We start from the raw sequence: 24,845 nt of genomic DNA, 5'->3' as shown, positions 1-24,845 counted from the left end.
TCCGGTATAGTGCGCGCCGGTCTTTAGCCAGGCCGCGTTTAGGTAGCGCAATTCCCCGAAGTCAGCTTCGGCTGCACGTCCGCACAGCGGACTCTTCCTTGACGAATCTTTTTCATTCATTCGTTTTCGCAAATCCCCGCCGACAAAGCAGCCAGGGCGACTCTTGAGTCTTACACGGCATGCGCAGCTTTGGAGCATGGGTCTTTGCGGATGCACTTAGAGGCAGACCCATGACCCAGGAAACCGGCGGCTTCGCCGCTTTTAACCTTAATCCGAATATTCTTGCAGCCGTCATCGCGACTGGCTACGAAGAGCCTTCGGCTATTCAGCAGCAATCGATCCCGATCATCATGGCCGGTCACGACATGATTGGTCAGGCGCAAACCGGTACGGGTAAAACCGCTGCGTTCGCCCTGCCGATCCTGCACCGCATCGATCCTGCTAAGCGCGAACCGCAAGCCCTGATCCTGGCGCCAACCCGTGAGTTGGCGCTGCAAGTAGCAACCGCTTTCGAAACCTACGCCAAGCAAATGCCGGGCGTTACCGTTGTGGCCGTTTACGGCGGCGCGCCTATGGGCCCGCAACTGAAAGCAATCCGTAATGGCGCACAGATCGTTGTCGCCACTCCGGGCCGTCTGTGCGACCACCTGCGTCGTGACGAAAAAGTATTGGCGACCGTGAACCACCTGGTTCTCGACGAAGCTGACGAAATGCTCAAGCTGGGCTTCATGGACGACCTGGAAGTTATCTTCAAGGCCTTGCCGGCAACCCGTCAGACCGTATTGTTCTCGGCTACCCTGCCGCAGTCGATCCGTGCCATCGCCGAGCGTCATCTGCGTGATCCGCAGCATGTGAAGATCCAGACCAAGACTCAGACCGTTACCGCGATCGAACAGGCTCACCTGTTGGTTCACGCTGACCAGAAGACCTCGGCTGTATTGAGCCTGCTGGAAGTGGAAGACTTCGACGCGCTGATCATGTTCGTGCGTACCAAGCAAGCGACCCTGGACCTGGCCAGTGCCCTGGAAGCCAAAGGCTACAAAGCCGCTGCGCTGAACGGTGACATTGCTCAGAACCAGCGTGAGCGCGTGATCGAGTCCCTCAAGGATGGCCGTCTGGACATCGTTGTGGCGACCGACGTTGCTGCTCGTGGTCTGGACGTTCCGCGTATCACTCACGTTTTCAACGTTGACATGCCGTACGACCCAGAGTCCTACGTTCACCGTATCGGCCGTACTGGCCGTGCCGGTCGCGAAGGTCGTGCATTGCTGCTGGTGACTCCACGTGAGCGCCGCATGCTGCAAGTGATCGAGCGTGTAACCGGTCAAAAGGTAGCTGAAGTTCGCCTGCCAGACGCTCAAGCCGTTCTCGATGCACGCATCAAGAAACTGACCAACAGCCTGTCGCCGCTGGTGGCCGATGCCGAATCGACTCACGGTGATCTGCTGGATCGCCTGACTGCCGACATCGGTTGCACCCCGCGTGCACTGGCTGCTGCTCTGCTGCGCAAGGCTACCAACGCTCAGGCACTGACCCTGGCTGCCATCGAGAAAGAACGTCCACTGGTGCCGAACAATGCACCGCGTGGCGATCGTCCAGAGCGTACCGGTGATCGTCCGGACCGTGGTGACCGCGAGCGTCGTGCTCCGATCCCATTGGCCGAAGGCCGTGCTCGTTGCCGTACCGCGCTGGGTGCGCGTGATGGTATCGCTGCCAAGAACCTGCTGGGCGCCATCCTCAACGAGGGCGGTCTGGCTCGTGAAGCAATCGGTCGTATCCAGGTGCGTGACAGCTTCAGCCTGGTCGAGTTGCCAGAAGATGGTCTGGAGCGTCTGCTGACCAAACTGAAGGACACTCGCGTTGCCGGTAAGCAGCTGAAACTGCGTCGCTATCGCGAAGATTGATCCGCTTTCGGGCTGATTGATCGCACATAAAAAATCCCCGACTGGTTCGGGGATTTTTTTTGCCTATGAAAAAGATCGCAGCCTGCGATCTTTTGATCTTGACGTTAGCCGAAACGATAGATGTCCATACCCAAGGCGCCCATGGTGAAACCCTGGTGGGCGATGCTGAAATCGCCACCGGCGCCGCGGGCGAAGTACAGCGGCAGCAAGTGTTCGTCGCTGGGGTGACTGCGCACGGCATTCGGGGCTTGCTGGCGATAATCGTGCAGGGCGGCTTCATCGTTTGCGGCGAGCTTTTCAATCATCCAGTCACGAAAGGCCTTGGCCCAGGGCTCGACGCTTTCCGGGCCGGCATGCCAGTCCAGTTCGCGCAGGTTGTGCGTGATGCTGCCGGAACCAATCAGCAACACACCTTGCTCGCGCAGACTGGACAAGGCACGACCGACGCGGGTTTGCAGGGCAGGGCCAAGACGACTCGGTAGCGATACCTGCACCACCGGAATGTCGGCTCGCGGATACATCAGAGACAGTGGCACCCAAACACCATGATCGAACGGGCGCTGGTTATCGAGCTGTACTTGTAAGCCATCAGCGTTGAGTAATCCTGCGACCTGCGCCGCGAGTTCCGGCTGGCCGGGTGCGGGGTATTGCACCGCGAACAGCGCGGCAGGAAATCCGCCGAAGTCGTGCCAGGTTTCCGGTTGCACAGCGCTGCCGACGCGCAGGTCCTGGCTTTCCCAGTGCGCGGAAACGATCACGATCGCCTTGGGTTTCGGCAACTCGCTGGCCAGACGCGCGAGCGCCGGGCCACTGGCGCCGGGCTCCAGTGCAAGCATGGGTGAACCGTGAGAGATAAACAGGCTGGGGAACATGAATAAGGTCCTGAGCGTTAAGATGAGAGCATCTTCAGTCAGATCATTGATCTAAATCTAATATAAGTTTTAGGGCATATAGATCGAAATATCAGGGGGATTTATGCAGCCGGAGTTTTGGCAAAAGCGTTGGGAGCTCAATCAGATCGGTTTCCATCAGTCAGAGGTTAATCCTTATTTGCAGCAATACTGGCCGCAATTGAATCTGGCAAAGGGCTCGCAGGTGTTGGTGCCGCTCTGTGGGAAAAGTCTTGATCTCGTGTGGTTGGCAGGGCAGGGACATCGAGTGCTGGGTGTCGAGTTATCGGAAAAAGCCGTTGAGGAGTTTTTTCGTGAGCAGCAACTGACGCCGCAGATCACCGAGCAAGGTGCGTTCAAGGTCTACCAGGCGGGTCCCCTGGCATTGTGGTGCGGGGATTTTTTCGGCCTGACCGCAGACGATGTGGCCGATTGTGCGGCTGTCTATGATCGGGCGGCGCTGATTGCCTTGCCACCGCTCATGCGCGAGCAATACGCCGCGCACCTGAGCCGGATTTTGCCGTCAGCCTGTGAAGGCTTGTTGATTACGATGGACTACGATCAGGCGCAGATGGACGGGCCGCCCTTTGCCGTGACAGATGAAAATGCGCAGACATTGCTGGGTGATCGCTGGCGGCTTGATTTCTGTGAGGTGCGGGACATTCTGGGGGAGAGCTGGAAGTTCCTCCAGGCGGGCGTTACGCGCCTTGAAGAGCGGGTATATAGATTGATGGCTCGCTAAACAGCAAAAGATCGGCATAAAAAAAGGGGCGATCAGATCGCCCCTTTCGTATCACCGCAGAACCTCTCAGCCGCGACGACGCAAGGCGTCGATCCGCTCTTCCAGTGGCGGGTGGCTCATGAACATGCGAGCGAACCCTTGCTTGATGCCACCGTTGATGCCGAAGGCATTCAGGGTGTCCGGCATGTGTACCGGCAGGCCTTGTTCCGAGCGCAGGCGCTGCAGAGCGCCGATCATTGCGCTGGTGCCGGCCAGGCGGGCACCGGCTTCGTCTGCGCGGAATTCGCGTTTGCGCGAGAACCACATGACGATCGAGCTGGCCAGGAAGCCCAGTACCAGTTCGGCGAAGATGGTCGCGACATAGTAGGCGATGCCTTGGCCTTCTTCGTTTTTGAAGATCACCTTGTCGACGAAATTACCGATGATCCGTGCGAAGAACATCACGAAGGTGTTCACTACGCCCTGAATCAGCGCCAGCGTTACCATGTCGCCATTGGCCACGTGACCGATTTCATGGGCCAGAACGGCTTTCACTTCATCGGGCGAGAAACGCTCGAGCAAGCCCTGGCTGACCGCGACCAGCGCGTCGTTCTTGTTCCAGCCGGTGGCGAAGGCGTTGGCCTCGTAGGCCGGGAAAATCCCGACTTCGGGCATTTTGATTCCGGCTTCACGAGACAGCTGCTCGACGGTTTGCAGCAGCCATTGTTCATGGCGAGTGCGCGGCTGGCTGATGATTTGGGTGCTGGTGCTCATCTTCGCCATCCACTTGGAGATGAACAGCGAGAACAGCGAGCCGGCGAAACCAAAGACCGCACAGAAAATCAGCAGCTGATTGAGGTTGAGATCAACCCCGTTGGCCGCCATGAACCCGTTGAAGCCGAAAAGGCTCAGGGTGATGCTGGCAATCAGCACGACCGCCAGGTTAGTGGCCAAAAACAGCAGGATGCGCATCATGGTTGTAGAAATCTCCTCGTGCTAAATATGTAGCGTACTGCGGGGTATATAAGGTGCCGCACCAGGCTATTCAACCGGGTGACTATTTCAAACTGTGTCCTACAGCTGGATTCTAGATGCTTGCAGGGCATTTCTGACGTCACCTGAATAGATATTTGGCTGGATTTTGCTTTCACAAGTCCCGCCTCTATTGGGCGTAACCGGCAGCCGCGTAAATCCGCCTGCACTCAAGGCGCTGTCGCAGTCGAAGAATGGAGATATGTTGCTGAATTAATCGCCGAGGGCCTTTTTGAGGCCCTCGGCGTTATCGCGCTTACTGGCGATAGGACTTGAGGAAGTTGCCGATCCGACCGATAGCCATGTCCAGGTCGTCCACCCGTGGCAGGGTCACGACGCGGAAGTGGTCCGGCCATGGCCAGTTGAAGGCTGTGCCCTGAACCACCAGCAGTTTTTCTGAAAGCAGCAAGTCGAGAACGAACTTTTCATCGTTGTGGATCGGGCAGACTTTTGGGTCGATCCGCGGGAACGCGTAGAGCGCGCCCATCGGTTTGACACAGCTGACGCCCGGGATGTCGTTGAGCAGCTCCCAGGTGCGGTTGCGCTGTTCAAGCAGGCGCCCTTGCGGCAGCACCAGATCATTGATGCTCTGATAACCACCCAATGCGGTCTGGATTGCATGCTGGCTTGGCACGTTGGCGCACAGGCGCATGTTGGCCAGCATGTCGATGCCTTCGATGTAGCTTTGGGCGTGATGCTTGGGGCCGGAAATGGCGATCCAGCCGGAGCGGAAACCGGCAACCCGATAGGACTTGGACAAACCGTTGAAGGTCAGGCACAGCAGGTCCGGCGCCAGGGACGCGGTGCAGATGTGCACGGCATCGTCGTAGAGAATCTTGTCGTAGATCTCGTCGGAGAACACCACCAGGTTGTGCTGGCGAGCCAGTTCCAGCATGCCCAGCAGGACTTCCTTGGAGTACACCGCACCGGTCGGGTTGTTCGGGTTGATGATGACCAATGCCTTGGTGTTCGGGGTGATCTTGGCCTTGATGTCGGCCAGGTCCGGCCACCAGTTGGCTTGCTCGTCACACAGGTAGTGCACCGGATTGCCACCCGCCAGGCTGACCGCCGCAGTCCACAGCGGATAGTCGGGAGCCGGGACCAGTACTTCGTCACCGTTGTTGAGCAGGGCCTGCATCGACATCACGATCAGCTCGGAAACGCCGTTGCCCAGGTAGATGTCTTCAATGCCGACACCTTCTACCTGTTTCTGCTGGTAATACTGCATGACGGCCTTGCGCGCACTGAACAGGCCTTTGGAGTCGCTGTAGCCCTGGGCGGTCGGCAGGTTGCGGATCACGTCCTGGAGGATTTCATCGGGCGCTTCGAAACCAAAAGGCGCCGGGTTGCCAATGTTCAGCTTGAGGATGCGATGGCCTTCCTCTTCCAGGCGTTTGGCGTGCTTGAGCACTGGGCCGCGAATGTCGTAGCAGACGTTTGCGAGCTTGTTCGATTTGCTGACCTGCATGGCGATGTGTTCCCGAAAATGAACGATCCAGACGCTATATGAACTACCGTACTGGGAATCCTGCGTTTTCACACACGCCTGGCGCCTGGGGTCACCGCACCAAAATCTGTTTGAATGCGGGTAACGCGGCTGCCAGACTGGCGATTAACGAGGCGCAATCATACGTGCCGCCTGATCCGTGGAAAAGGTACAGATCAGGCTTTTTCAGATGCAGAGGTATGACAATGGAAAAGTTGGAAAAAACCCTGGAAGAATGGCGCGCGATGCTCGACCCGGAGCAGTACAACGTTTGTCGTCTGAAGGGCACCGAACGACCGTTCTCGGGCAAGTACAACGGCACCAAAACCGACGGTGTCTATCACTGCATCTGCTGCAACGAGCCGTTGTTCGATTCAAAAGCCAAGTTTGATTCAGGCTGTGGCTGGCCGAGCTTCTATGAGCCGATCGGCGAGAGCGCCATGGTCGAGATTCGCGATATCAGCCACGGCATGATTCGTACCGAAGTGGTCTGCGCCAAGTGCGACGCACACCTGGGGCATGTATTCCCGGATGGCCCGCCACCGACCGGCTTGCGTTACTGCATCAACTCGGTGTGCCTGGACCTGGTGCCGCGCGAATAATGTGAATCCTGACCTGCGGCAGCTTCTTGTCGGCAGGTTATTGATTTATTAAATTGCACACAATCTAATTGCTCGCTATGTTTAAGCCTTCCCCATCTTCCGCCGGAGCATGCGCGATGACTGACACTCTGCTGAGTATTCCCTGCACCACCATCAATGGTGAGCAAAAGACCCTGGCCGATTACGCCGGCAAAGCGGTATTGGTGGTCAACACCGCCAGTAAATGCGGCTTTACCCCTCAGTACAAAGGACTGGAAGAACTGTGGCGGACCTACAAGGATCGAGGCCTGGTGGTGCTCGGTTTTCCGTGCAACCAGTTCGGTAAACAGGAACCGGGCAATGAAGGAGCGATTTCCGAGTTCTGCGAATTGAACTTCGGTGTGAGTTTTCCACTGTTCAAGAAAATCGACGTCAATGGTAGCGACGCCCACCCGCTGTTTGTTCAGCTGAAAAAACGTGCGCCCGGTGTACTGGGCTCACAGGGCATCAAGTGGAACTTCACCAAATTTCTGATTGGCCAGGATGGCAAGTTGGTCAAGCGTTTTGCACCGGCGACCAAGCCGCAGGACCTGACCCGCGAGATTGAAGCCCTGCTCAAATGAACGATGTGTCAGCCGATTCGCTGCTGCTCGACAGTCAGCTCTGCTTCAAACTGTACGCCGCGTCCCGAGCGGTGATCCGCGGTTATAAGCCGATGCTCGATCAATTGGGCCTGACGTATCCGCAATATCTGGTGATGCTGGTGCTATGGGAGTGGCGGCGCAGTGCACCTGAGCAGCCAACAGTCAAAGCCCTTGGCGAGCGATTGTCGCTGGATTCCGGGACGCTCACGCCGTTGCTCAAGCGTCTTGAGCAGTTACACCTGGTCCAGCGTCAACGCTCGGCGCGCGATGAGCGAGAAGTGCACTTGAGCCTGTCGCCGGTCGGGGTTGCTCTGCGCGAACAGGTCGGGCCGCTCAAGGCACGCCTGTTGTGCGACAGCGGCGCCGACCTTGAGCGCTTGGGCGAATTGCGTGACGGCCTTGATCAACTGCTGGGGCAGATCAGGGCGCTACCGTAGCCGGCACCCACTGCTCAAGCAGGGCGGCCAGTTCCTCGCGACGGAACGGTTTTGCCAGATAATCGCTCATGCCTGCCGCGCGGCAGCGTTCGCGCTCCTCGGGCATGGCGTTGGCGGTCAGGGCAACGATCGGCAGATCCGGCCAGCGCCCACTCTGACGGATCTGGCGGCTGGCCTCGTAGCCGTCCATCACCGGCATGTTGCAGTCCATCAGCACCATATCAAACTGCTTGAGCTCCAGCTGGTCGAGCGCTTCGGCGCCGTGGGAGGCGACAACCACCTTGCAGCCCAACTTGCTGAGCATGCCTTTGGCCACGAGCTGATTGACCGGGTTGTCTTCCACCAGCAGGATTCTCGCCCGCCGCTGGGGCATGAGGCTTGGCTCTTGAGTATCGGACACGAGAGCGACTTCGTCGGCCTGCAAAGTGCGTCGTAGTGTCTGGTAGAGTGCGTTGCGGGCCAGTGGGCGGGCTTGTTGTTGCAGAGGGGCGAGGGCAGCCGCTTCTTCGCTGGGCATGAAACTGCCATAGGCGGTCACCAGCAAAATCGGTGCGGTCATGCCCGGACGTAATCCGAACAGACACTCCGGGCAGTCGGTGATCAGCACATCGGGCGATAAGCCGATCATTGAGTCGTCGATGGTGCGCTGCTGGTACTCCAGCCCCCAACCGGGCAACAGATTGCCTAACAGTTCGGCCAGACCGCTGCTGGCGGCGGTGATCGCCAATACCTTGCCTTGCAGGGACGCGGGAACGATTGCCGGCGTATGGGCGGGCAACGGCAGATCAGCGCAGAACTGGCTGCCGAAACCAGGCTCCGAGCTGATGCCGAGTCGGCCCTGCATGGCTTCGCACAGGTTGAAGGTCAGGGCCAGCCCCAGCCCGGTACCCCCGAACTGACGAGAGATGCCGGCACCTGCTTGGGTAAACGGCTGGAAAATTTTCAGCTGATCATCCTGCGCGATGCCGATACCGGTGTCGCAGACTTCGATTCTGACACCGTCTTCGTGGGTGCTCAGGCGCACGTCCACCCGCCCAAAGCGGGTAAATTTAAGGGCGTTGGAGAGCAGGTTGCTGACGATCTGCCGAACCCGCATCGGGTCGCCGAGTACCAGCGACGGGAACTGCGGATCAATCAGGCACGTCAGTTCGACGCTGGGCGCGGCGTTCTGTGACAGCAGGTTGGCGGTGTCTTCGATCAGTGAGCCGAGGTCGAACGGAATACGCTCCAGCTCAAGCTGACCAGCGTCGAACTTCGACAGGTCGAGAATATCGTTGAGCAGCTCCACCAGTACTTTGCCGGAGTCGTGGGCAATCGACAGTTGCTGGCGTTGTTCGGCATTCAGCGGGCTGTCCAGCGAGAGGGCGATCATCCCCAGCAAACCATTGAGTGGCGTACGGATTTCATGGCTCATGTTGGCCAGAAACACAGAGCGCGCCTGGGCCATGTCCAGGGCTGTCTGGCGCGCGATTTCCAGTTCTTCGTTCGATACCGTCAATCGGCTATTGATCGCTTTCAGTTCCCCGGTACGCGCCGAGACAATATTTTCCAGTTGCCCCAGGTAGTCGGTCAGGCGGTTTTCGGCATTGCGGCGTTGCTGGATTTCAGTGGTCATGCTTTCGAATTGCTGGTTGGCCACCGTGACCAGAACGCCGATCTCATCGTTTTCGTGCGCTACCGGACACTCCAGCGGTGGCTGTTCCGAACTGCTCGGGTCACGCGCGCTCAGTTCGCGAATCACCCGCACCAGCGGTTTGGTGAGCATTACGTAGAACAGCGCCAGCAAAATCCCAGTCAGTATCAGGCTGCGGGCAAAACCGTTGATCAGAGTGACTTCTGCCCGGCGCAGAAAGCGGCTACCAAACGTGTAGGTGTCAATATCCAGTTGCAAGGTGCCGAGGGACTCATCAGGCAGGTGGTTGAGGAACAGGCGGTCCTTGAACTGTCGATTGGCGCCAAACAGAAAGTCGCTGATCACCCGATAGCCAACGATTTTCGGGTCCGGTCGCTTGACGCTGGCGAGGATCGTATTGTTGTTATCGCTCAGTTGCGCACTGATCACTGCGGGCGAGCGCAGCAGGCCGAGGGTCAGTTCCTGGGCCAGTTCGGCATCGATGTTGTAGGCGATCCGGGAAGCCGGGTTATGGCTGATTTCCAGCAGCGACAGTATTTCCCGGTTGATGGAGGCGTCTTCGCTGGCATAATCGATGCCTATTTGCACCAGACTGAGCAAGGTTCCCAGAATGAATCCGACCAGCACCGTAAGCCTGGCTTGCTTGTAAGACAGGCGGTTGGTGAACTTGATATCCATGGTGTGCTGAACCACTTTCGTTTCCCTTCTGGGCGAAGCATAGCCGATCATCAGTGTATTTCGGCATGACTGGCGGGTAAGCCATTATCGCGATAATCCCGGCATTACACGCTGCGCTTGGTTTTCTGTCGCCCATCATTACTGTGAACGTGCCTGAGGAGAAGTCGTGGATTCCCGATTGAATGCATTTCTTGAACGCGCCGATGCGGTTCTGGCTCGTATCGAGCCGCTACTGCCCGCGCAACGCACGGCCATCGACTGGACGCAGTGCCTGGCAGCACGCTGGCAGCGCGAGGGTCGCAGCGGATTTCTGTTGCCGCTTGAGGTCAGCCTGGACATGCGTCTGTCCGACCTGATCGGGGTCGACAAGCAGTTGGAACAGTTGGGGCGAAACACCCGGCAGTTTCTCGACGGCATGCCTGCCAACCACGCGCTGCTCTGGGGGTCGCGCGGTACCGGTAAATCGTCGCTGGTGCGGGCCTTGCTGGCCGAGCACGCCAAGGGCGGTTTGCGTCTGATCGAGATCGAGCGCGATCACCTGGCGGACTTGCCACGCGTTGTCGAGCAAATCGCCAAGCTGCCTCAGCGCTTTGTGCTGTTTTGCGATGATCTGTCGTTCGAGGCCGGTGAGGGCGATTACCGGGTACTCAAAAGCGTGCTCGATGGTTCGCTGGAACAGGCACCGGATAACGTACTGCTGTACGCCACCTCCAACCGTCGCCACCTGGTTCCGGAAAAAGAAAGCGATAACGAAAACTGGAAAATGGTCGACGGCGAGCTTCATCCCAACGAGGCGGTCGAAGACAAGATCGCGCTGTCGGATCGATTTGGCCTGTGGCTGTCGTTTTATCCATTTACCCAGGAGCACTTCCTCAATGTGGTCGAGCATTGGGTCGGAGCGTTGGCGGGCAAGGCCGGCCTTGAGTGGAAGCGTGATGAAGAACTCGAGATTCTTGCGGTTCGCTGGGCTACCGGACGCGGTAATCGCAACGGCCGTTGCGCGTATCAATTTGCCCGGTATTGGGTCGGACTGAAGTTGTTGGAGCACAAGGCATGATCGATTTGCAAAAGAGCGGCGCAGGACTTGAGGGCTACGGCCTGCTCTGCGCGCAGTTGGAGTCGCTGCTGGCGGATGAACGCGACTTTATCGCCAACGCCGCGCAGTTTTCGGCGTTCTTGTTCAATCAGCTCGATGACCTGAATTGGGCCGGGTTTTACCTCAATCGCAACGAGGAACTGGTGCTTGGACCGTTCCAGGGGCAGATCGCCTGTGTGCGCATTCCGTTCGGTCGTGGCGTTTGCGGCGCAGCGGCCGCAACCCTTCGCACTCAACGGGTTGAAGATGTGCATGCGTTCGCCGGGCATATTGCCTGCGACAGTGCCTCGAACAGTGAACTGGTGGTGCCGCTGGTCAAGGACGGTCGGTTGATTGGCGTGCTGGATCTGGACAGTCCTTTGCTGGCGCGTTTCACCGTTGATGATCAGGCCGGCATTGAGCGGTTGGCGGCGATTTTCCTGCGTTTGACCGAGTGCTGATCAAACCCGTAGCCGCTACCGAAGGCGGCTGCTACGGGTTGCTTCAGGGTAGGTTTTACACGTTGGCGTGATGATGGATCTGTCGTTGTAGCGCCTGCTCCAACTCAAGCATGGCGTGCTCTATGCCTTTGCAGCGGGCCTCGAGCTGGTCCGGACAGAAGTTCTCATGACATACGCGCTCAAGCGCTTCGCAACCGTCGATAAGCCTTGAGGCCTGAACAATACGGGCCGCACCTTTGATTTTGTGCGCCATATCGATGAAGGCTTGCGGCCCGCTTGCAGGAGGCAGTGCGAGGAGTTCCTGGCGGTCGAGGCGATTGCTATTGAACAGTTCGGCGAGCAAGCGCTGAACCAGTTGTGGATCGCCGCCGGTGAGTAACTGCAAGCCGTCCAGGTGAAAGGCTTGATCTTCAATGATCGGCTCGAGTGCCTCCAGTCGTTGGCCCAGCGTAGTCAGGCTGATGGGTTTGAACAGGCAATCGTTCATGCCAGCCTGTCGGCATCGGTGTTTTTCCTCCGGTTGAGCATTGGCGGTGAAGCCAAGCACCGTGCAGGGCGGGCGCTGCTTATCGTGTTCGGTCTGGCGGATGGCACGAGTTAGTTCGTAGCCATTCATCAGCGGCATATTGCAGTCTGCAATCACCAGGTCGAAATGGCCCTCTTTCCATGCCTGGAAACCTGCCTCACCGTTGTTGGCAGTGACGGATCGATGCCCCAGAAAACCGAGTTGCTGGCACATGAGCAATCGATTTGCGGGGTGGTCGTCGACCACCAGCACGTTCAGGGTGGCCGAGGCGTTCGCGATGACCGGTTGCGGGGTGTCCAGCACCACGGCGTCTGGCAGCGCGGCCATCGGCAATGAAATCCTTACCTGAGTGCCGACCCCGGGCGAACTGGTCAGTTGCACGCAACCGCCCATCATTTCGCACAGGTTGCGACTGATCACCAATCCCAATCCAGCGCCGCTTCTGGCCAAATGCCCGGTGTTATCGGCCTGAGTGAAAGGCTCGAACAAGCGTCGCTGATCGTCCTCGCTGATGCCAATTCCGGTGTCATTGACCCACAACTCCATCTGGAGACGGTCGGACTCCGAGGCTGATTGCAGATTGACCTTGATCCTCACCTGGCCGTGCTCGGTAAACTTGATGGCATTGCTGATCAGGTTCGACAGTATCTGTTTGAAGCGCAGGGGGTCTATCAATACATCGGGCTGTTCAGCGCTGGTGGGGAACTCCAGCACCAGGCAGAGGTTTTTTTGCCGGGCCAATCCATCGAAGACCCGCACGACCGATTCAATCGTGTCGCCAAGGTTCACCCGTTCTGGCGCCAGGCTCAAATGGCCAGACTCGATTCGGGCAATATCGAGTATGTCGCCAATCAACTCCAGCATGTCCTTGGCCGAGCTATAGGCCACTTCGATGGCCGGCCGATCCAGGTGGCCCTGGTCGGCCCGTTTCAATGTCAGTTCGAGCATGCCGATCACCGCATTCATCGGTGTGCGAATTTCATGACTCATGGTGGCCAGGAAGGTGCTCTTGGCACGATTGGCCTTGTCCGCCTGTTCCTTGGCTGACCTGAGCTCATCAAAAAGCTGCCGTCGTTCGCTGATGTCGATCCAGCCTCCTATGATCCCCTGGACCTCACCCGTCGAGTCTCGATAGGGAAGTATCCAGTGATAGATCGTCAGCCTTTTCCGGCCAATGTGCAGGGGGCGGTCGAGAATCAACGGGACACCTTCAGCCACCACTCGCTGGTAGTCGGCCAGGTATTCCCTTGCCTCGAACTCGTTGCTCATAGCGCCCTCCATGAGGCTTTTGCCAATCACGTCCTCGCGTTTGGCACAAAAGGCCTCCAGATAGCTGTCGTTACAACTTTGCAGCAGTCCTTCACGGTCCCGTACGTAGATAGGGTGAGGCGTACCATTGACCAGCGTGCGCATGAATTCGAACTGGTCGTTGAGTGCGCGCTCTGCTTTCTGGCGTTGCTTGATCTGCCTGCGCATGTGGGCATTCCAGGCCAGCGAAATCAGCAACAAAAGACCGCTGCCAATGACCAGTTGATAAAACAGGCGATGATAGTTGCGCCAGGTGCTATTGGCGGTTCCCGTGTAGCCGCGCCAGCGGCTGTTGATTATTCCCAGTTCGTCCGGCGCGATGCTGAGCAGGGCTTTGTCGAGGATGGAGTGCAGTTCCGTAGCGTCACGCGCGGTGGCCAGTGAAAACGCGGCTTGCTGCGTCCCGACAGTCGCGCTGATTTGCAATGCGTCCTCGAACACTTGCGATGAAATGAAGTAGTTGGCAATCACCAATGAGTTGACTGCACCCTCGACCTGACCTTTGGCGAGTAACTCCACCGCGCTGAAACTGTCAGGTGTTTCAACCAGCTGGATCGTCGGGTATGCGCGGTGCAGAAAGTCGAGGAGCGGATTGCCTTGAGTGATGGCAAGGCTCTTTCCATTCAATTGCTCAAGACTGATTGGGCTGGAGTTGCTCTTTCGGGTCAGTAATACAAATGAATTTTCCAGGTAGGGACGAGTGAAGCTCAATTGCGCCTCGCGTTCGGCGCTGGGAATCATCGCGGCAATCAGGTCGGCCTGGTTCCCTTTGACCTGGCTGATCATCTCGCTGTCACTTTGGCTGCGGTGAATCTCGAAGCGTAAACCGGTTCGAAGCCTGATCAGTTCGAGCAAGTCGGCGGTGATTCCCCGAAAACTCTCGTCGGCGTCAAAGTATGTCAGTGGGGCGAAGGCATCGTTGACGACCACGCGAACAACGGGGTGCTGCGCAAGCCAGCGTTCCTCGCGGTTGGTCAGTTGCAGTTTGTGGTCGGTCAGAAGGATGTCACTGCCCGCGCTCCAGCGCTTGGCAATGTTTTCCCGCTCGCTCGCAGGCACTTCCTTGAGTACCGCGTTGATGATTGCCAGCAGGTCTGGATTGTCCTTGCTGACTGCGAAGCTGAAGCCATAGGCCTCATGTTTGCCGAAGTTGGCCATCCGTACATTTTTCAGATAGCCCTTGTTGATCATGAAATGGGTGGAAATGGTATCGCCAAGGAATACGTCTGCCTGGTCGAAGGCGACGGCATTGATCGCGTTCTGGTAGGACGGGTAAGAGGTGATGATGGCCTTGGGATATTGCGCCTTTACCTCCTCCAGCGGCAGATAGTGATAGACCATGCTTAATCGCATGTCGGCGAGACCTTCGGTCAATGATCTGTTTTCGGCGTTCCGGGTAACCAGAACCGGTTGATCTATGGCGTAGGGGGCAGACAGGACGATGCTGGAGCGTCGTCCTTCAAAGCTATTGGCCGTTCCGAGCAGGTCGACGTCGCCGTTTTCGAGTGCTTCGATGGCGGCCTCTCGGGAGAGGTAACGACGGACCTTGATCGGCAGGCCCAGGGATTGTGCAAGAACCCCGGCGTAATCAGCCGTGAAACCCTCATAGTCGTGGCCGCTGATCGTTAAATCGAAAGGAGGGTAGTCAGGCGCGGAGGTCCCCAGGATCAGTTCGCGCTTGTTTTGCAGCCACAACCGTTGGGATTTATCCAGTTGGACGTCCATGTAACCTGCCGTTGAGCGGCTGAGCAGCGCGTAATTTCCGACTCCGCTGTCTGCTCCTGACACAGAGGTGCTCAGACATAAACCTGCACTCAAATACAATAAATAGTCCTTTAAACACCTGGGCATCCTGTCTCTCACACTAGCGCGTTACGTTTTGCCATCTCGATAAGTTCTACCAGGGATTTGGCCTTGAGTTTTTGCATGAGTCTTTTTTTGTAGGTGCTGACGGTCTTGTTACTGAGGAACATGCCCTTGGCGATTTCCTTGTTGGTACGACCCTGGGCGAACAGTTGCAGGACCATCAGTTCGCGATCGTTGACGGACTTGAACAAGTCCAGTTCAGCGCAGAGCGCTTCATCCCCGCGAACCGGGTTCAAGGCCTGGCTGGGGAAGTAGTTGTAACCGGACAGCACGGCTTTGATGGCACTGAGCAGCTCGCTGAGATCTTCCTGCTTGCAGACATAACCGGAGGCTCCGGACTGCATGCAGCGGATGGCGAACAATGTTGGACTCTGGGCCGTCAACACCAGTGTTTTCAGCGGGGTGCTCATTGCATTGAAGCGGGAGAGAACTTCCAGTCCGTCGAGTTTAGGAATGCTGATGTCAAGAATGATCAGGTCGGGCATGCATTCGCGAACCATCTGCATCGCATCGACGCCGTTGTCGGCTTCACCGACTACTTTGTAACCTTCATGTTCCAGCAACATACGAACCGCAAGGCGAATGACGGGGTGATCGTCAACAATAAAAACCGAGTTCATAATCATGTCCCATACGTGCGCAAATAAAGCGAGCACCTTAGCTCAGATAAGTGCGTTGACGCATGAACTGACGAGGCTATAGGTGCAATATAGGACATGTCCTACATTAAAAGAGGCAGCAGACTACGCATGAACTAGGTTTGTGAGGAAGAACGAGAATATTAGCCGGGCATGTAGGCGCGTTTATTCAGGGTCGATATGTGCTTTTACAATATATGCCGAATCACTGTTTTCTGATGCGTAATGGTGCTGAGGTTTTTTGTTTGTCGTGAGGTATCTGAGGGGGGGTTAATTGTGTTTATTTATAAAGGTCCGAAAGGGTCAACAAGTTTATAAATTCAGATTGTTTCAGTGGCTTTGCCAAATAACCAAGTAATGGCAGTCGTTGTTCATGTGCATTTTTTTTCAAGGTGTCCAGTTCGGTTGAGTCAAGGCTGCTCAGGATGATTGCCTGTCGTATCAGGCCCTGATGGCTGGCAATACCGATCAAGTCAAGGCCGCAGAGGTCTGGCAGGCATTGATCGCACAGCAGTATTTCGTAGGGGGGGGGCACATGTCTCAACGTTTGTAATGCATTTTCGGCATTATCTACGGCGGTGACTTGAGTAAAACCGTAACTTTCAAGCAGGTATTGGGTTGCTTTCAGCTGAAAAGGATGGTCCTCCACCAGCATGATGCGCAGATCGTAGTTGAACATATAGCTTTCCATGTGGATGGTCGAACTGCGGTGGGTGTCGGAAACAACGTTGTCGGTTTAATCAGTACTGTCTTGTTTGCCGTTGCTGGAACTCTATCGGCTGTAAGGCCGCCAATTCTATTGTTCAGGATAGAGTGATTATTTCGTGTGTATACAGAGCAAACGATCAGTTTGCTCTGTATACGATGTAGGGAGATTCTCCCGGTACTACAAAGTGTGGGGGAGATCAGCCGTCACGGAATATTTCGGGGCGACTGATCGATTGATTTTTAGTGGTGACTGGAGCGTCCGGTCATTTCCAGTGCCATTTCGCTGGCATAGCTGTCGGTCATGCCGGCGATGAAGTCGATCATGCGTAAAAACGAGTTATGCAAAGGACCGTGCGGGTCGGGTGCATTATTACCCAGCAGATCGAGTATGCGACGATTCTTGAATGAAGCCGTACGACCGCCGTGCTGTTCCAGTGCCGCTCCACAAAAGCCATTCAGCAGAATTTCCAGCGTGGTGTAAGCGCCGATTTCGTGCAGGGTTTTACGCTTGTCCTGGAAGATTTTTTTACGCGCCATGTCTTTGGCATTCAGTACGCAACGCTTGGCGGGCCCGTGCATGTGTTCCACCAGATCGCCGTGAAGGGTGCCGGCCAATAGCGCGTCCTGTTGCTCGACGAATGCCCGTGCCGCAGCGTTGGTCAGGTGCTCGATGGCTTTGCCGCGAAGAATCGCCAGTTTGCGGCGACGCGAGTCATCGGGGCCGAGTAGGCGGTAGGTTTCCGGCAGATCATCACCGACCAGGCCGAGCAACAGGGACTCCACCTCGGCGTACTCTAGAAGCTCCATCTCCAGGCCATCTTCAAGGTCGATCAAGGCGTAGCAGATGTCGTCGGCGGCTTCCATCAGGTAGACCAGAGGATGTCGAGCCCAGCGCTGCTCCTCGAGTTGAGGCAGGCCGAGTTTCTGGGCAATCTGCTCCAGCAGGGGCAGTTCGCTCTGATAGCAGCCGAACTTGTGTTTTTTGTAACCCAGCGAATCGGCATGGCGCGCGGTCCACGGGTATTTCAGATAAGTGCCCAGCGTTGCGTAAGTCAGCCGTGTACCGCCGTCAAACTGGTGGTATTCCAGTTGGGTCAGAACGCGGAAGCCTTGGGCATTGCCTTCGAAGTTGAGGAAATCGTTGCGTTCGACTTCGCTCATGGCATCCAGCCAGCCTTTGCCCGCGGCTTGCTGGAACCAGTAGCGGATGGCGTCTTCACCCGAGTGGCCAAAAGGTGGGTTGCCAATGTCGTGGGCCAGGCACGCTGACTGCACCACCATGCCCAGATCGCTAGGTTCGCACCAGTCGGGCAGGGCGCTGCGGATGGTTTCACCGACGCGCATGCCCAATGAGCGCCCCACGCAACTGACTTCCAGTGAATGGGTCAGGCGCGTGTGGATATGATCATTGCTGGACACCGGGTGGACCTGGGTCTTGCGCCCAAGACGGCGGAAGGCGCCGGAGAAAATGACCCGGTCGTGGTCTTTATGGAAAGGGCTGCGACCGAGCTCTTCCGGGCTGTGTAGCGGTTTTCCGAGGCGTTCACGATTAAGCAGGGTATGCCAATCCAAGGCAGGTTCTCCGTCAGGTGACTGATTGGGGTCTGTTGGTCTACGGGTCTTTGCGCGAGGAGCCTTGCAGCACCAGCTTGATCAGCGGCAACAGGCTGGTGCCGAGCTGGACTAACCGAGTGACGCTGCTGATGCCACCGCCCTTGGCGCCCTTGGCGGTGAGAAAGCCCAGCAAGGTTACGGCGGCGATGCCCCAGAGTGGCGCGTGCTTGATGCCCAGACCCTCCTGAAAACTTTGCGTCATTCCCCGTACGCGTTGCAAGGGCTCCAACAACTGCCGGGACTCGTGGCGCATTTCCTGGCGATGCATTTCCATGCGCAAGCGTATCAATGCCTTGCGCATCTCTTGTCGGGTACTGTTTTTGGGGATTTCAGGCAGGTTCATGGCAGCAGGCGCTCCCTGTCGTTCGCCAGCTCTTGAAGGGTGGCATTGAAAGGTGATGTTTCATCGAAGATCGCCGCTTTCAGGCGCATGCCACAAAAGAGTGCCGCGAGCGCATAGAAAACGCACAGGCCGATGATCCCCGCCAGGCGATAAGTGTCCCACAGCAGAATCAACACCAGCGCCGAAAGCCCGATCAACAGCAATAAAGCGAAAACCAGTGCCAGCCCTGCGAACAGCAACAGGCTTACGGTGCGGGCTTTTTGCTCCTGCAATTCGATGCCGAACAACTCGACATGGCTGTGCAGCAACCCGAGAAAAGCGGCACCCAAGCGTCGCGATGAAGACCCCGTACCTGTTTCGGACGAGCCGGATTCACCCATAGCCATATCAGCGCCGCGTCGTCAGCAGGCCAATCAAAAAGCCTACGCCGGCCGCGATGCCAACCGCTTGCCAAGGGTTGGCCTGAACATAGTCTTCGGTGGCGGTGACAGCTTCCTGGCCGCGTTGGCGCAAGGAATCTTCGGTCAGTTTCAGGGTTTCGCGAGCCCGCTGCAGGCTTTCGTGAATCTGGCTACGCAACTCATCGGCTTGATCACCGGCCAGTGTCGCAGTGTGTTCCAGCAACCGTTCGGTGTCGCTGACCAATGTTTGAAAATCTTCCCTGAGGATTTCTTGAGCAGTCTTTTCCGTTTTTCTGGCCATGATGATCTCCATTTTTGGTGTGTGAAATGTTCGAGTATGAGCCTTGTTCGAAGGTTCAGTGCAAATGCCTGGTACAGCTTTTGCTATGTCGTGGTGCGTCGCCAGTGCTGTTGTACTGAAACTGGGCGTGCTTCGCGAAAACCTTAACCTAAATAATAGAAACTCGCGCAAACACCCGAGCAACGATCGACCTCAATGAGTTTTTTGCGCCAAAACGGTTCGCCGGAATAAGGGTGGATGCCAAGTCTGGTGTCAACTTGGTGCGTAAATTGTCTCGGTGAACCGCTTTGGTGCTTTTGCGACTTTAAGGTCTGCCAACTACATGGAAAATTTGCAAAGTGCTGTGGACAGCCTGGTCCATAGCTCCAATACGCTGTTCATTCTGATCGGCGCTGTCATGGTTCTGGCCATGCACGCCGGTTTCGCTTTTCTGGAGGTCGGCACGGTTCGGCAAAAAAACCAGGTCAACGCGTTATCGAAGATCCTCAGTGACTTTGCCATTTCAACACTGGCTTATTTCTTTATAGGCTACTGGATTTCCTACGGTGTCACTTTCATGCAACCGGCCGCGGTAATCAGTGCTGATCACGGCTATGGGCTGGTGAAGTTTTTCTTCCTGCTGACCTTTGCTGCCGCCATTCCCGCAATCATTTCCGGGGGGATTGCCGAGCGCGCCCGATTCGTTCCGCAGTTGTGTGCGACGGCGCTGATCGTGGCGTTCATTTATCCGTTTTTTGAAGGTGTGGTCTGGAACGGAAACTTCGGCCTGCAAGCCTGGCTGTTGGCGCGCTTTGGTGCCAGCTTCCATGATTTTGCCGGCTCCGTGGTAGTGCATGCCATGGGCGGTTGGCTGGCGTTGGCGGCGGTATTGCTGCTCGGTCCGCGTAATGGTCGGTATCGCGACGGGCGCCTGGTGGCGTTTGCGCCGTCGAGCATTCCGTTTCTGGCATTGGGTTCGTGGATTCTCATCGTCGGCTGGTTTGGCTTTAACGTGATGAGCGCGCAAACCCTGCAAGGTGTCAGTGGTCTGGTGGCCGTCAACTCGTTGATGGCGATGGTCGGTGGCACGGTAGCCGCGTTGATTGTCGGTCGTAACGACCCGGGGTTCCTGCACAACGGACCACTGGCCGGGCTGGTGGCAATCTGCGCTGGTTCCGACCTGATGCATCCGGTTGGTGCGCTGGTGACCGGGGCCATTGCCGGTGCCTTGTTTGTCTGGTGTTTCATCGCGGCGCAAAGCCAATGGAAGATCGACGATGTGCTCGGCGTCTGGCCGCTGCATGGTCTTTGTGGCGTTTGGGGTGGAGTTGCCTGCGGGATTTTCGGTCAGAGCGCCTTGGGCGGGCTCGGTGGCGTCAGCCTGATCAGCCAGTTGATCGGCACTGCACTCGGGGTGGCCGTGGCACTGATCGGAGGCTTTGCGGTGTATGGCACGATCAAGCTGTTGCACGGGCTGCGGTTAAGCCAGGAAGAGGAGTATTACGGGGCGGATCTGTCGATCCACAAGATTGGTGCAGTCAGCCAGGATTGATTGCCTTCGGCCAATGGGTCGGGCTCGCGCAGGATATTTTCCAGTTCTGCGCGAGCAACGCGGCCACGCCTCATTACCCCGCCAACAGCCGTGCTTCACAGGCCTCGATGGCAGACAAGGTGCCTGACATCAACACCCGATCGCCCGCCAGCAAGCAGGTGGCGCCCTCAACTGCCAAATCAGCGCCATTGCGCTGAATGGCTTGAACGTCCACCCCCAATGCTTCAAGTGCCAGCTCATTCAAGGGCCGGCCGCATGCATGGGCATCCATTGTCAGGTTGACGGCATACATCAATACTTTCGGCTGCCCACGACTGTCCAACAGGTTGCTTTGCGCTCCGTGATAGAAACCGTGCAGCAGGCGATAGCGCCCATGTCGCACTTCGTCGACACGCTCCTGGACCTGCGGATGGGGCAAACCCAGCATGAGCAACGCGTGGGAAGCAAGCATCAGACTCGATTCCAGCAGTTCCGGGACAACCTCATTGGCTCCTGCCGCCTTCAGTTCGGCCAATTGACTGTCGTCACGGGTTCGAACCAGTATCGGGACCTGAGCGTTTAGCTGCCGTGCTGCCTTGAGTACGGTCATGGCTATATCGGTTTTGTCCACAGCGATCACCAGCAGTCGTGCGCGTTCAAGACCTACGGCACCCAGCAGTTCCATGCGACGGGAATCGCCATAGTGCACGCAGCTTTCACCCGCCGCGGCTTGATGAACACGAACCGGGTCATCGTCCAGCGCAACGAAAGGCTGACCTTCGCGACGCAGAAAACGCCCTATCGACTGACCCACCCGACCGTAGCCGCAAATCACTACATGCCCGTGCAGCTCGGCGTTCAATGCCGCGACCTGATCGAGTTGCGCTTCCTTATCGGGTTTGCGATGCAAGCGTGCGGCAATGCCCGGTGCTGCGCGCAGCAACAGTGGTGTCAGCAGCATCGAGCAAAACGTCGCGGCCAGTAACAGACCGCTGAGTTCGGCCGGTATCAGTTTGTTCTGTTGCATCTGTGCCATCAGCGCAAAGCAGAATTCACCGCCTTGCGCCAATGCCAGGCCGCTGCGCCAGGCAGTTTCGCCGTTGCTGCCGCGCCATTTGACCAGCGCCGCGACAATGCTGCCCTTGATCAGGAGTAACCCCAATGTCAGGCCGAGAATCAACAGGCCATGGCTGGCGAACAGCTGCAGATCGATCAGCATGCCGATACTGACGAAAAACAGCCCGAGCAGAATGTCGCGGAACGGGCGAATATCGGCTTCGATCTGATGCCGGTAATGGCTTTCGCCCAGCAACATGCCGGCAAGGAAGGCACCCAGGGCAGGAGAGAGTCCGAGCAGATGGGTCAGCCACGCTGTCAGCAGTACGATGACCAGGGCCAGCAGGACGAACAGTTCGGCGGAGTGCGAGGCAGCGACTTCGTGGAACAGTCGTGGCAGTAACCAGCGACTGGTCAGCAACAGACCGAAAAACAACAGCAGGGTTTTGCCCAGTGTGATCGGCAGCGCCCAGTACCAGCTTTGATCGCTGCTGCCGGCGAACACCGGGACCAGCGTCAGCAACAACACTGCAACTACATCCTGAAACAGCAGCACACCAATCGCATTCTGGCCGTGACGGCTGAAGAGCTCGCCGAGGCTGCTCAACTCCTTGCTGACTATCGCCGTGGACGATAGCGCCAGACCGGCGCCGAGCAACATGGCCGGAGTAGCGGGCATGCCGAGCAACATCAGCAAGCCGCCCAGCAGCACCCCCGAGCACAGCACTTGCAGGCTGCCGAGACCAAATACCACGCGCCGCAGCGCAAGCATTTTCGACAGGGAAAACTCCAACCCCAGGGAGAACAGCAGAAAGACCACGCCCAACTCGGCAAGGTCTGGTAGATCCTGGTTGTCATTCACCCAGCCGAATGCGCCGGGCCCAACCAGCAGTCCCACGCACAGGTAGCCCAGCACGGGAGGCAGCTGAAGACGCCGAAACAGCGCAATCACCACCAATGACGAGGCGAGGATGATCAACAAATTGGCAAACACAACACTCTCCGTTTCGGTGCCGGGACGTACCCAGCGTAGAGGCAAAAAAGCCGCGAGCATCGCGCAGTTGGAGCCGACGCCGAATGATTTGCGTCAGGGTTATACCAGACAGCTAAAATTGGCTGTCGTCACGGAGGGCGTTGCTCGACGACTTTTCATCCCGGGCCTAGAATAGTCACCCAATCCTCGTTGGTCTGTTTGTCATGACTCCTGAATGCCAGTTGTTCAGCACCCTTGGTTGCCATCTCTGTGAACTCGCAGAAGCAGAGCTGATGCCGCTGGTCGAGCATGGGTTGCTGGTGGAACTGGTCGACATTGCCGACAGTGAAGCGTTGTTTGAAGCCTACGGTTTACGCATTCCGGTACTGCGCCGTGTTGATACAGGGGCTGAGCTGGGCTGGCCCTTCGACGCCGAACAGGTCGTGGCATTCCTACGCTAACCCCTTCTCGTTTTCAGCGACGGCCGTTCCGCCTGTCGCGCTCCTCAGGTAATGCGTTGGCGTAACCCCGAGTATTCGTTTACTGTATGTGCATACAGCTATTCGCGTCAGAGGGAAGTGCATGGTCAATGTCGAAAAATTGAAAGCCAGCGTGAATCGCATGTCGGCTGATGTGGTCCAAGAGGCAGTGCTGGAGTTGCGCCTGGATGGCCTGGTTACGGAAGGGAAAACGCCATTCAACAAATTGCACTTCAATACGTGCTTCGCTGAAATCGAAGCCTTGTTTCAGCGTGCGGGTTACCACCGTCAACTGGATGTCGTGGGTTATCAAGGGTTGTTGTATGCGCTTTATGATCCCGGCCGTTGGGAGGCTGTCGATGTATTGCGCTGGCTGAAGGAGTTTACCGAAGCGGCGGCGCAGCGAGTGTCGCTGACCGCATGATAATCATGAGGGAGACCCGCACGGAATCTGTCCTAGGATCGCTCGGGTCCTTGTTGGATAATGCCCACCTGCATTAGGGCCAGAGCTTTCGTATGTCCACCTCATCTTTTTCTGCCGCACAGAACCAGGCCAGCACGCTGTACCTGCCGCCTGGCGCCTGGTTGACCGTTCTCGATTGTCTGTGCGAGCACTTCAGCGCCATAGGTCGTGAACAATGGCTGGACAGGATTGCCCGTGGCCGTGTCCTGGATGGCCACGGTCATGCGATTGCCGTCGATCTGCCTTACAAGGAAGGGCTGCGGATTCACTATTTTCGGGAAGTCCCCGACGAAAAGACAATCCCGGTGCTCGAGACGATTCTGTATGCCGACGAGCATCTGGTGGTCGCGGACAAACCACACTTTCTGCCGGTTACCCCGGCAGGCGAGTACGTCGAGCAGACGTTGCTGCGGCGTTTGATCCGTCGGCTGGATAACCCGCACCTGGTCCCGTTGCACCGCATAGACCGACACACGGCTGGGCTGGTGCTGTTTTCGGCCAACCCCCAGAGTCGCTCGGCTTATCAGTCATTGTTTCCGACTCGACAGATCGAAAAGCGCTACGAGGCAATTGCCCGCGCCTTGCCTGAGTTGTCGTTTCCACGGGTGCACAAAAGCCGTTTGGTTGATGGCGAACCCTTCTTTCGTATGCAAGAAGGTCCGGGGGCGAGCAATACCGAGACAGCGATTGAAGTCGTAGAAAAAAATGCCGATCTCTGGCGTTATGCGTTGTATCCGGTGACTGGCAAAAAGCACCAGTTAAGGGTCCACATGACGGCGTTGGGGGCGAGTATCTGCAATGACCCGTTTTATCCCGACGCATTGAAAGACGTTGAGGATGATTACGCCAATCCGTTGAAGTTGCTGGCCAAAGGGTTGCGTTTTATCGATCCGGTGACCGGGCGGGAACGAAGTTTTGAAAGCGAGATCACCCTGCAGTGGTGAGAGCCCTACGGTGGTGATTGCACAGCTCAAACGCGGTGCTTAGTGAGTGACTAGGCCTGTGCAAGGCCTGCTTTTGCCAGAAACGATAAAGCCCGCACACTGGCGCAATGCTGTTCACTTAAGGAAGTCTGGAGGCCTGAGAAGTATCTGTGGCGAGGGAGCTTGCTCCCGCT

Annotated in this window: 23 protein-coding genes; 11 read left to right on the top strand and 12 right to left on the bottom strand. The window is 57.1% G+C overall.

Annotated elements, in window-relative coordinates; all coding sequences use genetic code 11:
• Window positions 1–230: 230 nt before the first annotated feature.
• Window positions 231–1,904 (top strand): DEAD/DEAH box helicase, encoded by a 1,674-nt coding sequence (locus KRR23_RS06220; RefSeq protein ID WP_054596358.1) that lies wholly within the window; start codon window positions 231–233, stop codon window positions 1,902–1,904.
• Between the two features lie 104 nt (window positions 1,905–2,008).
• Here the strand turns inward: KRR23_RS06220 and KRR23_RS06215 are convergent, their stop codons facing one another.
• Window positions 2,009–2,776, bottom strand: coding sequence for a class III extradiol ring-cleavage dioxygenase (locus KRR23_RS06215; RefSeq protein ID WP_216741803.1), 768 nt, complete (start codon window positions 2,774–2,776; stop codon window positions 2,009–2,011).
• Between the two features lie 103 nt (window positions 2,777–2,879).
• Here KRR23_RS06215 and KRR23_RS06210 point away from each other — a divergent pair, with 103 nt between their 5' ends.
• Window positions 2,880–3,536 carry a thiopurine S-methyltransferase gene (locus KRR23_RS06210; protein WP_216741802.1) on the top strand — a complete coding sequence of 219 codons (657 nt, stop codon included), beginning with the start codon at window positions 2,880–2,882 and terminating at the stop codon, window positions 3,534–3,536.
• A gap of 66 nt (window positions 3,537–3,602) precedes the next feature.
• Here KRR23_RS06210 and htpX read toward each other — a convergent pair whose 3' ends face one another.
• Window positions 3,603–4,490 carry a protease HtpX gene (htpX, locus tag KRR23_RS06205; RefSeq protein ID WP_071554338.1) on the bottom strand — a complete coding sequence of 296 codons (888 nt, stop codon included), beginning with the start codon at window positions 4,488–4,490 and terminating at the stop codon, window positions 3,603–3,605.
• Window positions 4,491–4,803: 313 nt separating this feature from the next.
• A complete protein-coding gene (locus KRR23_RS06200) occupies window positions 4,804–6,015 on the bottom strand; it encodes a pyridoxal phosphate-dependent aminotransferase (RefSeq protein WP_054596362.1) in 1,212 nt (403 codons plus the stop codon).
• Window positions 6,016–6,239: 224 nt separating this feature from the next.
• On the opposite strand from KRR23_RS06200, the gene msrB reads away from it, so the two are divergent.
• The 3 genes from msrB to KRR23_RS06185 all read left to right on the top strand — a co-directional run bounded on the left by msrB (window position 6,240) and on the right by KRR23_RS06185 (window position 7,695).
• Window positions 6,240–6,635, top strand: coding sequence for a peptide-methionine (R)-S-oxide reductase MsrB (gene msrB, locus KRR23_RS06195; protein ID WP_054596363.1), 396 nt, complete (start codon window positions 6,240–6,242; stop codon window positions 6,633–6,635).
• A gap of 116 nt (window positions 6,636–6,751) precedes the next feature.
• Window positions 6,752–7,237: a glutathione peroxidase gene (locus KRR23_RS06190; RefSeq protein ID WP_103315668.1), complete on the top strand. Its 486-nt coding sequence runs from the start codon at window positions 6,752–6,754 to the stop codon at window positions 7,235–7,237.
• Complete coding sequence (locus tag KRR23_RS06185) at window positions 7,234–7,695, top strand: MarR family winged helix-turn-helix transcriptional regulator (protein ID WP_216741801.1); 462 nt, start codon at window positions 7,234–7,236, stop codon at window positions 7,693–7,695. The genes KRR23_RS06190 and KRR23_RS06185 overlap by 4 nt, the downstream gene beginning before the upstream one ends.
• Here KRR23_RS06185 and KRR23_RS06180 read toward each other — a convergent pair.
• Window positions 7,679–10,006: a response regulator gene (locus KRR23_RS06180; RefSeq protein WP_216742113.1), complete on the bottom strand. Its 2,328-nt coding sequence runs from the start codon at window positions 10,004–10,006 to the stop codon at window positions 7,679–7,681. The two genes, KRR23_RS06185 and KRR23_RS06180, sit on opposite strands and share 17 nt — an antisense overlap.
• Window positions 10,007–10,172: 166 nt before the next feature.
• On the opposite strand from KRR23_RS06180, the gene KRR23_RS06175 reads away from it, so the two are divergent.
• Both KRR23_RS06175 and KRR23_RS06170 read left to right on the top strand, forming a co-directional pair.
• Window positions 10,173–11,063 carry an ATP-binding protein gene (locus KRR23_RS06175; protein WP_123584065.1) on the top strand — a complete coding sequence of 297 codons (891 nt, stop codon included), beginning with the start codon at window positions 10,173–10,175 and terminating at the stop codon, window positions 11,061–11,063.
• Entirely contained in the window at window positions 11,060–11,542 is a 483-nt protein-coding gene (locus tag KRR23_RS06170) for a GAF domain-containing protein (protein WP_123584066.1), read from the top strand. Before KRR23_RS06175 ends, KRR23_RS06170 begins: the two co-directional genes overlap by 4 nt.
• 55 nt (window positions 11,543–11,597) lie before the next feature.
• Here the strand turns inward: KRR23_RS06170 and KRR23_RS06165 are convergent, their stop codons facing one another.
• From KRR23_RS06165 to KRR23_RS06135, 7 genes are all read right to left on the bottom strand, one after another.
• Window positions 11,598–15,227 (bottom strand): transporter substrate-binding domain-containing protein, encoded by a 3,630-nt coding sequence (locus tag KRR23_RS06165; RefSeq protein ID WP_216741800.1) that lies wholly within the window; start codon window positions 15,225–15,227, stop codon window positions 11,598–11,600.
• A gap of 8 nt (window positions 15,228–15,235) precedes the next feature.
• Window positions 15,236–15,862, bottom strand: coding sequence for a response regulator transcription factor (locus KRR23_RS06160; RefSeq protein ID WP_019692902.1), 627 nt, complete (start codon window positions 15,860–15,862; stop codon window positions 15,236–15,238).
• Between the two features lie 298 nt (window positions 15,863–16,160).
• On the bottom strand, window positions 16,161–16,559 hold the full coding sequence (locus KRR23_RS06155) for a response regulator (protein ID WP_216741799.1): 399 nt from the start codon (window positions 16,557–16,559) through the stop codon (window positions 16,161–16,163).
• A 269-nt stretch (window positions 16,560–16,828) separates the two neighbouring features.
• A complete protein-coding gene (locus KRR23_RS06150) occupies window positions 16,829–18,160 on the bottom strand; it encodes a deoxyguanosinetriphosphate triphosphohydrolase (protein ID WP_054596370.1) in 1,332 nt (443 codons plus the stop codon).
• Between the two features lie 40 nt (window positions 18,161–18,200).
• Window positions 18,201–18,545, bottom strand: a complete 345-nt coding sequence (locus tag KRR23_RS06145) for a hypothetical protein (protein WP_216741798.1) — start codon at window positions 18,543–18,545, stop codon at window positions 18,201–18,203.
• On the bottom strand, window positions 18,542–18,931 hold the full coding sequence (locus tag KRR23_RS06140; RefSeq protein ID WP_216741797.1) for a phage holin family protein: 390 nt from the start codon (window positions 18,929–18,931) through the stop codon (window positions 18,542–18,544). Before KRR23_RS06140 ends, KRR23_RS06145 begins: the two co-directional genes overlap by 4 nt.
• 1 nt (window position 18,932) lies before the next feature.
• Window positions 18,933–19,247 (bottom strand): YqjD family protein, encoded by a 315-nt coding sequence (locus KRR23_RS06135; RefSeq protein WP_054596373.1) that lies wholly within the window; start codon window positions 19,245–19,247, stop codon window positions 18,933–18,935.
• A gap of 322 nt (window positions 19,248–19,569) precedes the next feature.
• Between KRR23_RS06135 and KRR23_RS06130 the strand changes: the two genes are divergently transcribed.
• Window positions 19,570–20,778, top strand: a complete 1,209-nt coding sequence (locus KRR23_RS06130) for an ammonium transporter (protein ID WP_123584073.1) — start codon at window positions 19,570–19,572, stop codon at window positions 20,776–20,778.
• 73 nt (window positions 20,779–20,851) lie between these two features.
• Here KRR23_RS06130 and KRR23_RS06125 read toward each other — a convergent pair whose 3' ends face one another.
• Window positions 20,852–22,807, bottom strand: a complete 1,956-nt coding sequence (locus KRR23_RS06125) for a monovalent cation:proton antiporter family protein (RefSeq protein ID WP_216741796.1) — start codon at window positions 22,805–22,807, stop codon at window positions 20,852–20,854.
• 203 nt (window positions 22,808–23,010) lie between these two features.
• On the opposite strand from KRR23_RS06125, the gene KRR23_RS06120 reads away from it, so the two are divergent.
• From KRR23_RS06120 to KRR23_RS06110, 3 genes are all read left to right on the top strand, one after another.
• Window positions 23,011–23,247, top strand: coding sequence for a glutaredoxin family protein (locus KRR23_RS06120; RefSeq protein WP_054596376.1), 237 nt, complete (start codon window positions 23,011–23,013; stop codon window positions 23,245–23,247).
• 121 nt (window positions 23,248–23,368) lie between these two features.
• Complete coding sequence (locus KRR23_RS06115; RefSeq protein WP_216741795.1) at window positions 23,369–23,689, top strand: transcriptional regulator; 321 nt, start codon at window positions 23,369–23,371, stop codon at window positions 23,687–23,689.
• A 92-nt stretch (window positions 23,690–23,781) separates the two neighbouring features.
• On the top strand, window positions 23,782–24,672 hold the full coding sequence (locus KRR23_RS06110) for a pseudouridine synthase (protein ID WP_216741794.1): 891 nt from the start codon (window positions 23,782–23,784) through the stop codon (window positions 24,670–24,672).
• Window positions 24,673–24,845 lie beyond the last annotated feature (173 nt).

Origin of the sequence: Pseudomonas sp. CVAP#3, from assembly GCF_018986375.1 — a bacterium.
Lineage (GTDB): Bacteria > Pseudomonadota > Gammaproteobacteria > Pseudomonadales > Pseudomonadaceae > Aquipseudomonas > Aquipseudomonas helvetica.
Note: the sequence above shows the minus strand (reverse complement) of the source record. Positions and strands in the feature narration are given on the sequence as shown.

Excerpts from the sequence above, each read along its gene's own strand:
- KRR23_RS06220 (WP_054596358.1), top strand. The coding sequence starts at position 231 with ATGACCCAGGAAACCGGCGGCTTCGCCGCTTTTAACCTTAATCCGAAT.
- KRR23_RS06215 (WP_216741803.1), bottom strand. The coding sequence starts at position 2,776 with ATGTTCCCCAGCCTGTTTATCTCTCACGGTTCACCCATGCTTGCACTG.
- KRR23_RS06210 (WP_216741802.1), top strand. The coding sequence starts at position 2,880 with ATGCAGCCGGAGTTTTGGCAAAAGCGTTGGGAGCTCAATCAGATCGGT.
- htpX (WP_071554338.1), bottom strand. The coding sequence starts at position 4,490 with ATGATGCGCATCCTGCTGTTTTTGGCCACTAACCTGGCGGTCGTGCTG.
- KRR23_RS06200 (WP_054596362.1), bottom strand. The coding sequence starts at position 6,015 with ATGCAGGTCAGCAAATCGAACAAGCTCGCAAACGTCTGCTACGACATT.
- msrB (WP_054596363.1), top strand. The coding sequence starts at position 6,240 with ATGGAAAAGTTGGAAAAAACCCTGGAAGAATGGCGCGCGATGCTCGAC.
- KRR23_RS06190 (WP_103315668.1), top strand. The coding sequence starts at position 6,752 with ATGACTGACACTCTGCTGAGTATTCCCTGCACCACCATCAATGGTGAG.
- KRR23_RS06185 (WP_216741801.1), top strand. The coding sequence starts at position 7,234 with ATGAACGATGTGTCAGCCGATTCGCTGCTGCTCGACAGTCAGCTCTGC.
- KRR23_RS06180 (WP_216742113.1), bottom strand. The coding sequence starts at position 10,006 with ATGGATATCAAGTTCACCAACCGCCTGTCTTACAAGCAAGCCAGGCTT.
- KRR23_RS06170 (WP_123584066.1), top strand. The coding sequence starts at position 11,060 with ATGATCGATTTGCAAAAGAGCGGCGCAGGACTTGAGGGCTACGGCCTG.
- KRR23_RS06165 (WP_216741800.1), bottom strand. The coding sequence starts at position 15,227 with ATGCCCAGGTGTTTAAAGGACTATTTATTGTATTTGAGTGCAGGTTTA.
- KRR23_RS06160 (WP_019692902.1), bottom strand. The coding sequence starts at position 15,862 with ATGAACTCGGTTTTTATTGTTGACGATCACCCCGTCATTCGCCTTGCG.
- KRR23_RS06155 (WP_216741799.1), bottom strand. The coding sequence starts at position 16,559 with ATGTTCAACTACGATCTGCGCATCATGCTGGTGGAGGACCATCCTTTT.
- KRR23_RS06145 (WP_216741798.1), bottom strand. The coding sequence starts at position 18,545 with ATGAACCTGCCTGAAATCCCCAAAAACAGTACCCGACAAGAGATGCGC.
- KRR23_RS06140 (WP_216741797.1), bottom strand. The coding sequence starts at position 18,931 with ATGGCTATGGGTGAATCCGGCTCGTCCGAAACAGGTACGGGGTCTTCA.
- KRR23_RS06135 (WP_054596373.1), bottom strand. The coding sequence starts at position 19,247 with ATGGCCAGAAAAACGGAAAAGACTGCTCAAGAAATCCTCAGGGAAGAT.
- KRR23_RS06130 (WP_123584073.1), top strand. The coding sequence starts at position 19,570 with ATGGAAAATTTGCAAAGTGCTGTGGACAGCCTGGTCCATAGCTCCAAT.
- KRR23_RS06120 (WP_054596376.1), top strand. The coding sequence starts at position 23,011 with ATGACTCCTGAATGCCAGTTGTTCAGCACCCTTGGTTGCCATCTCTGT.
- KRR23_RS06115 (WP_216741795.1), top strand. The coding sequence starts at position 23,369 with ATGGTCAATGTCGAAAAATTGAAAGCCAGCGTGAATCGCATGTCGGCT.
- KRR23_RS06110 (WP_216741794.1), top strand. The coding sequence starts at position 23,782 with ATGTCCACCTCATCTTTTTCTGCCGCACAGAACCAGGCCAGCACGCTG.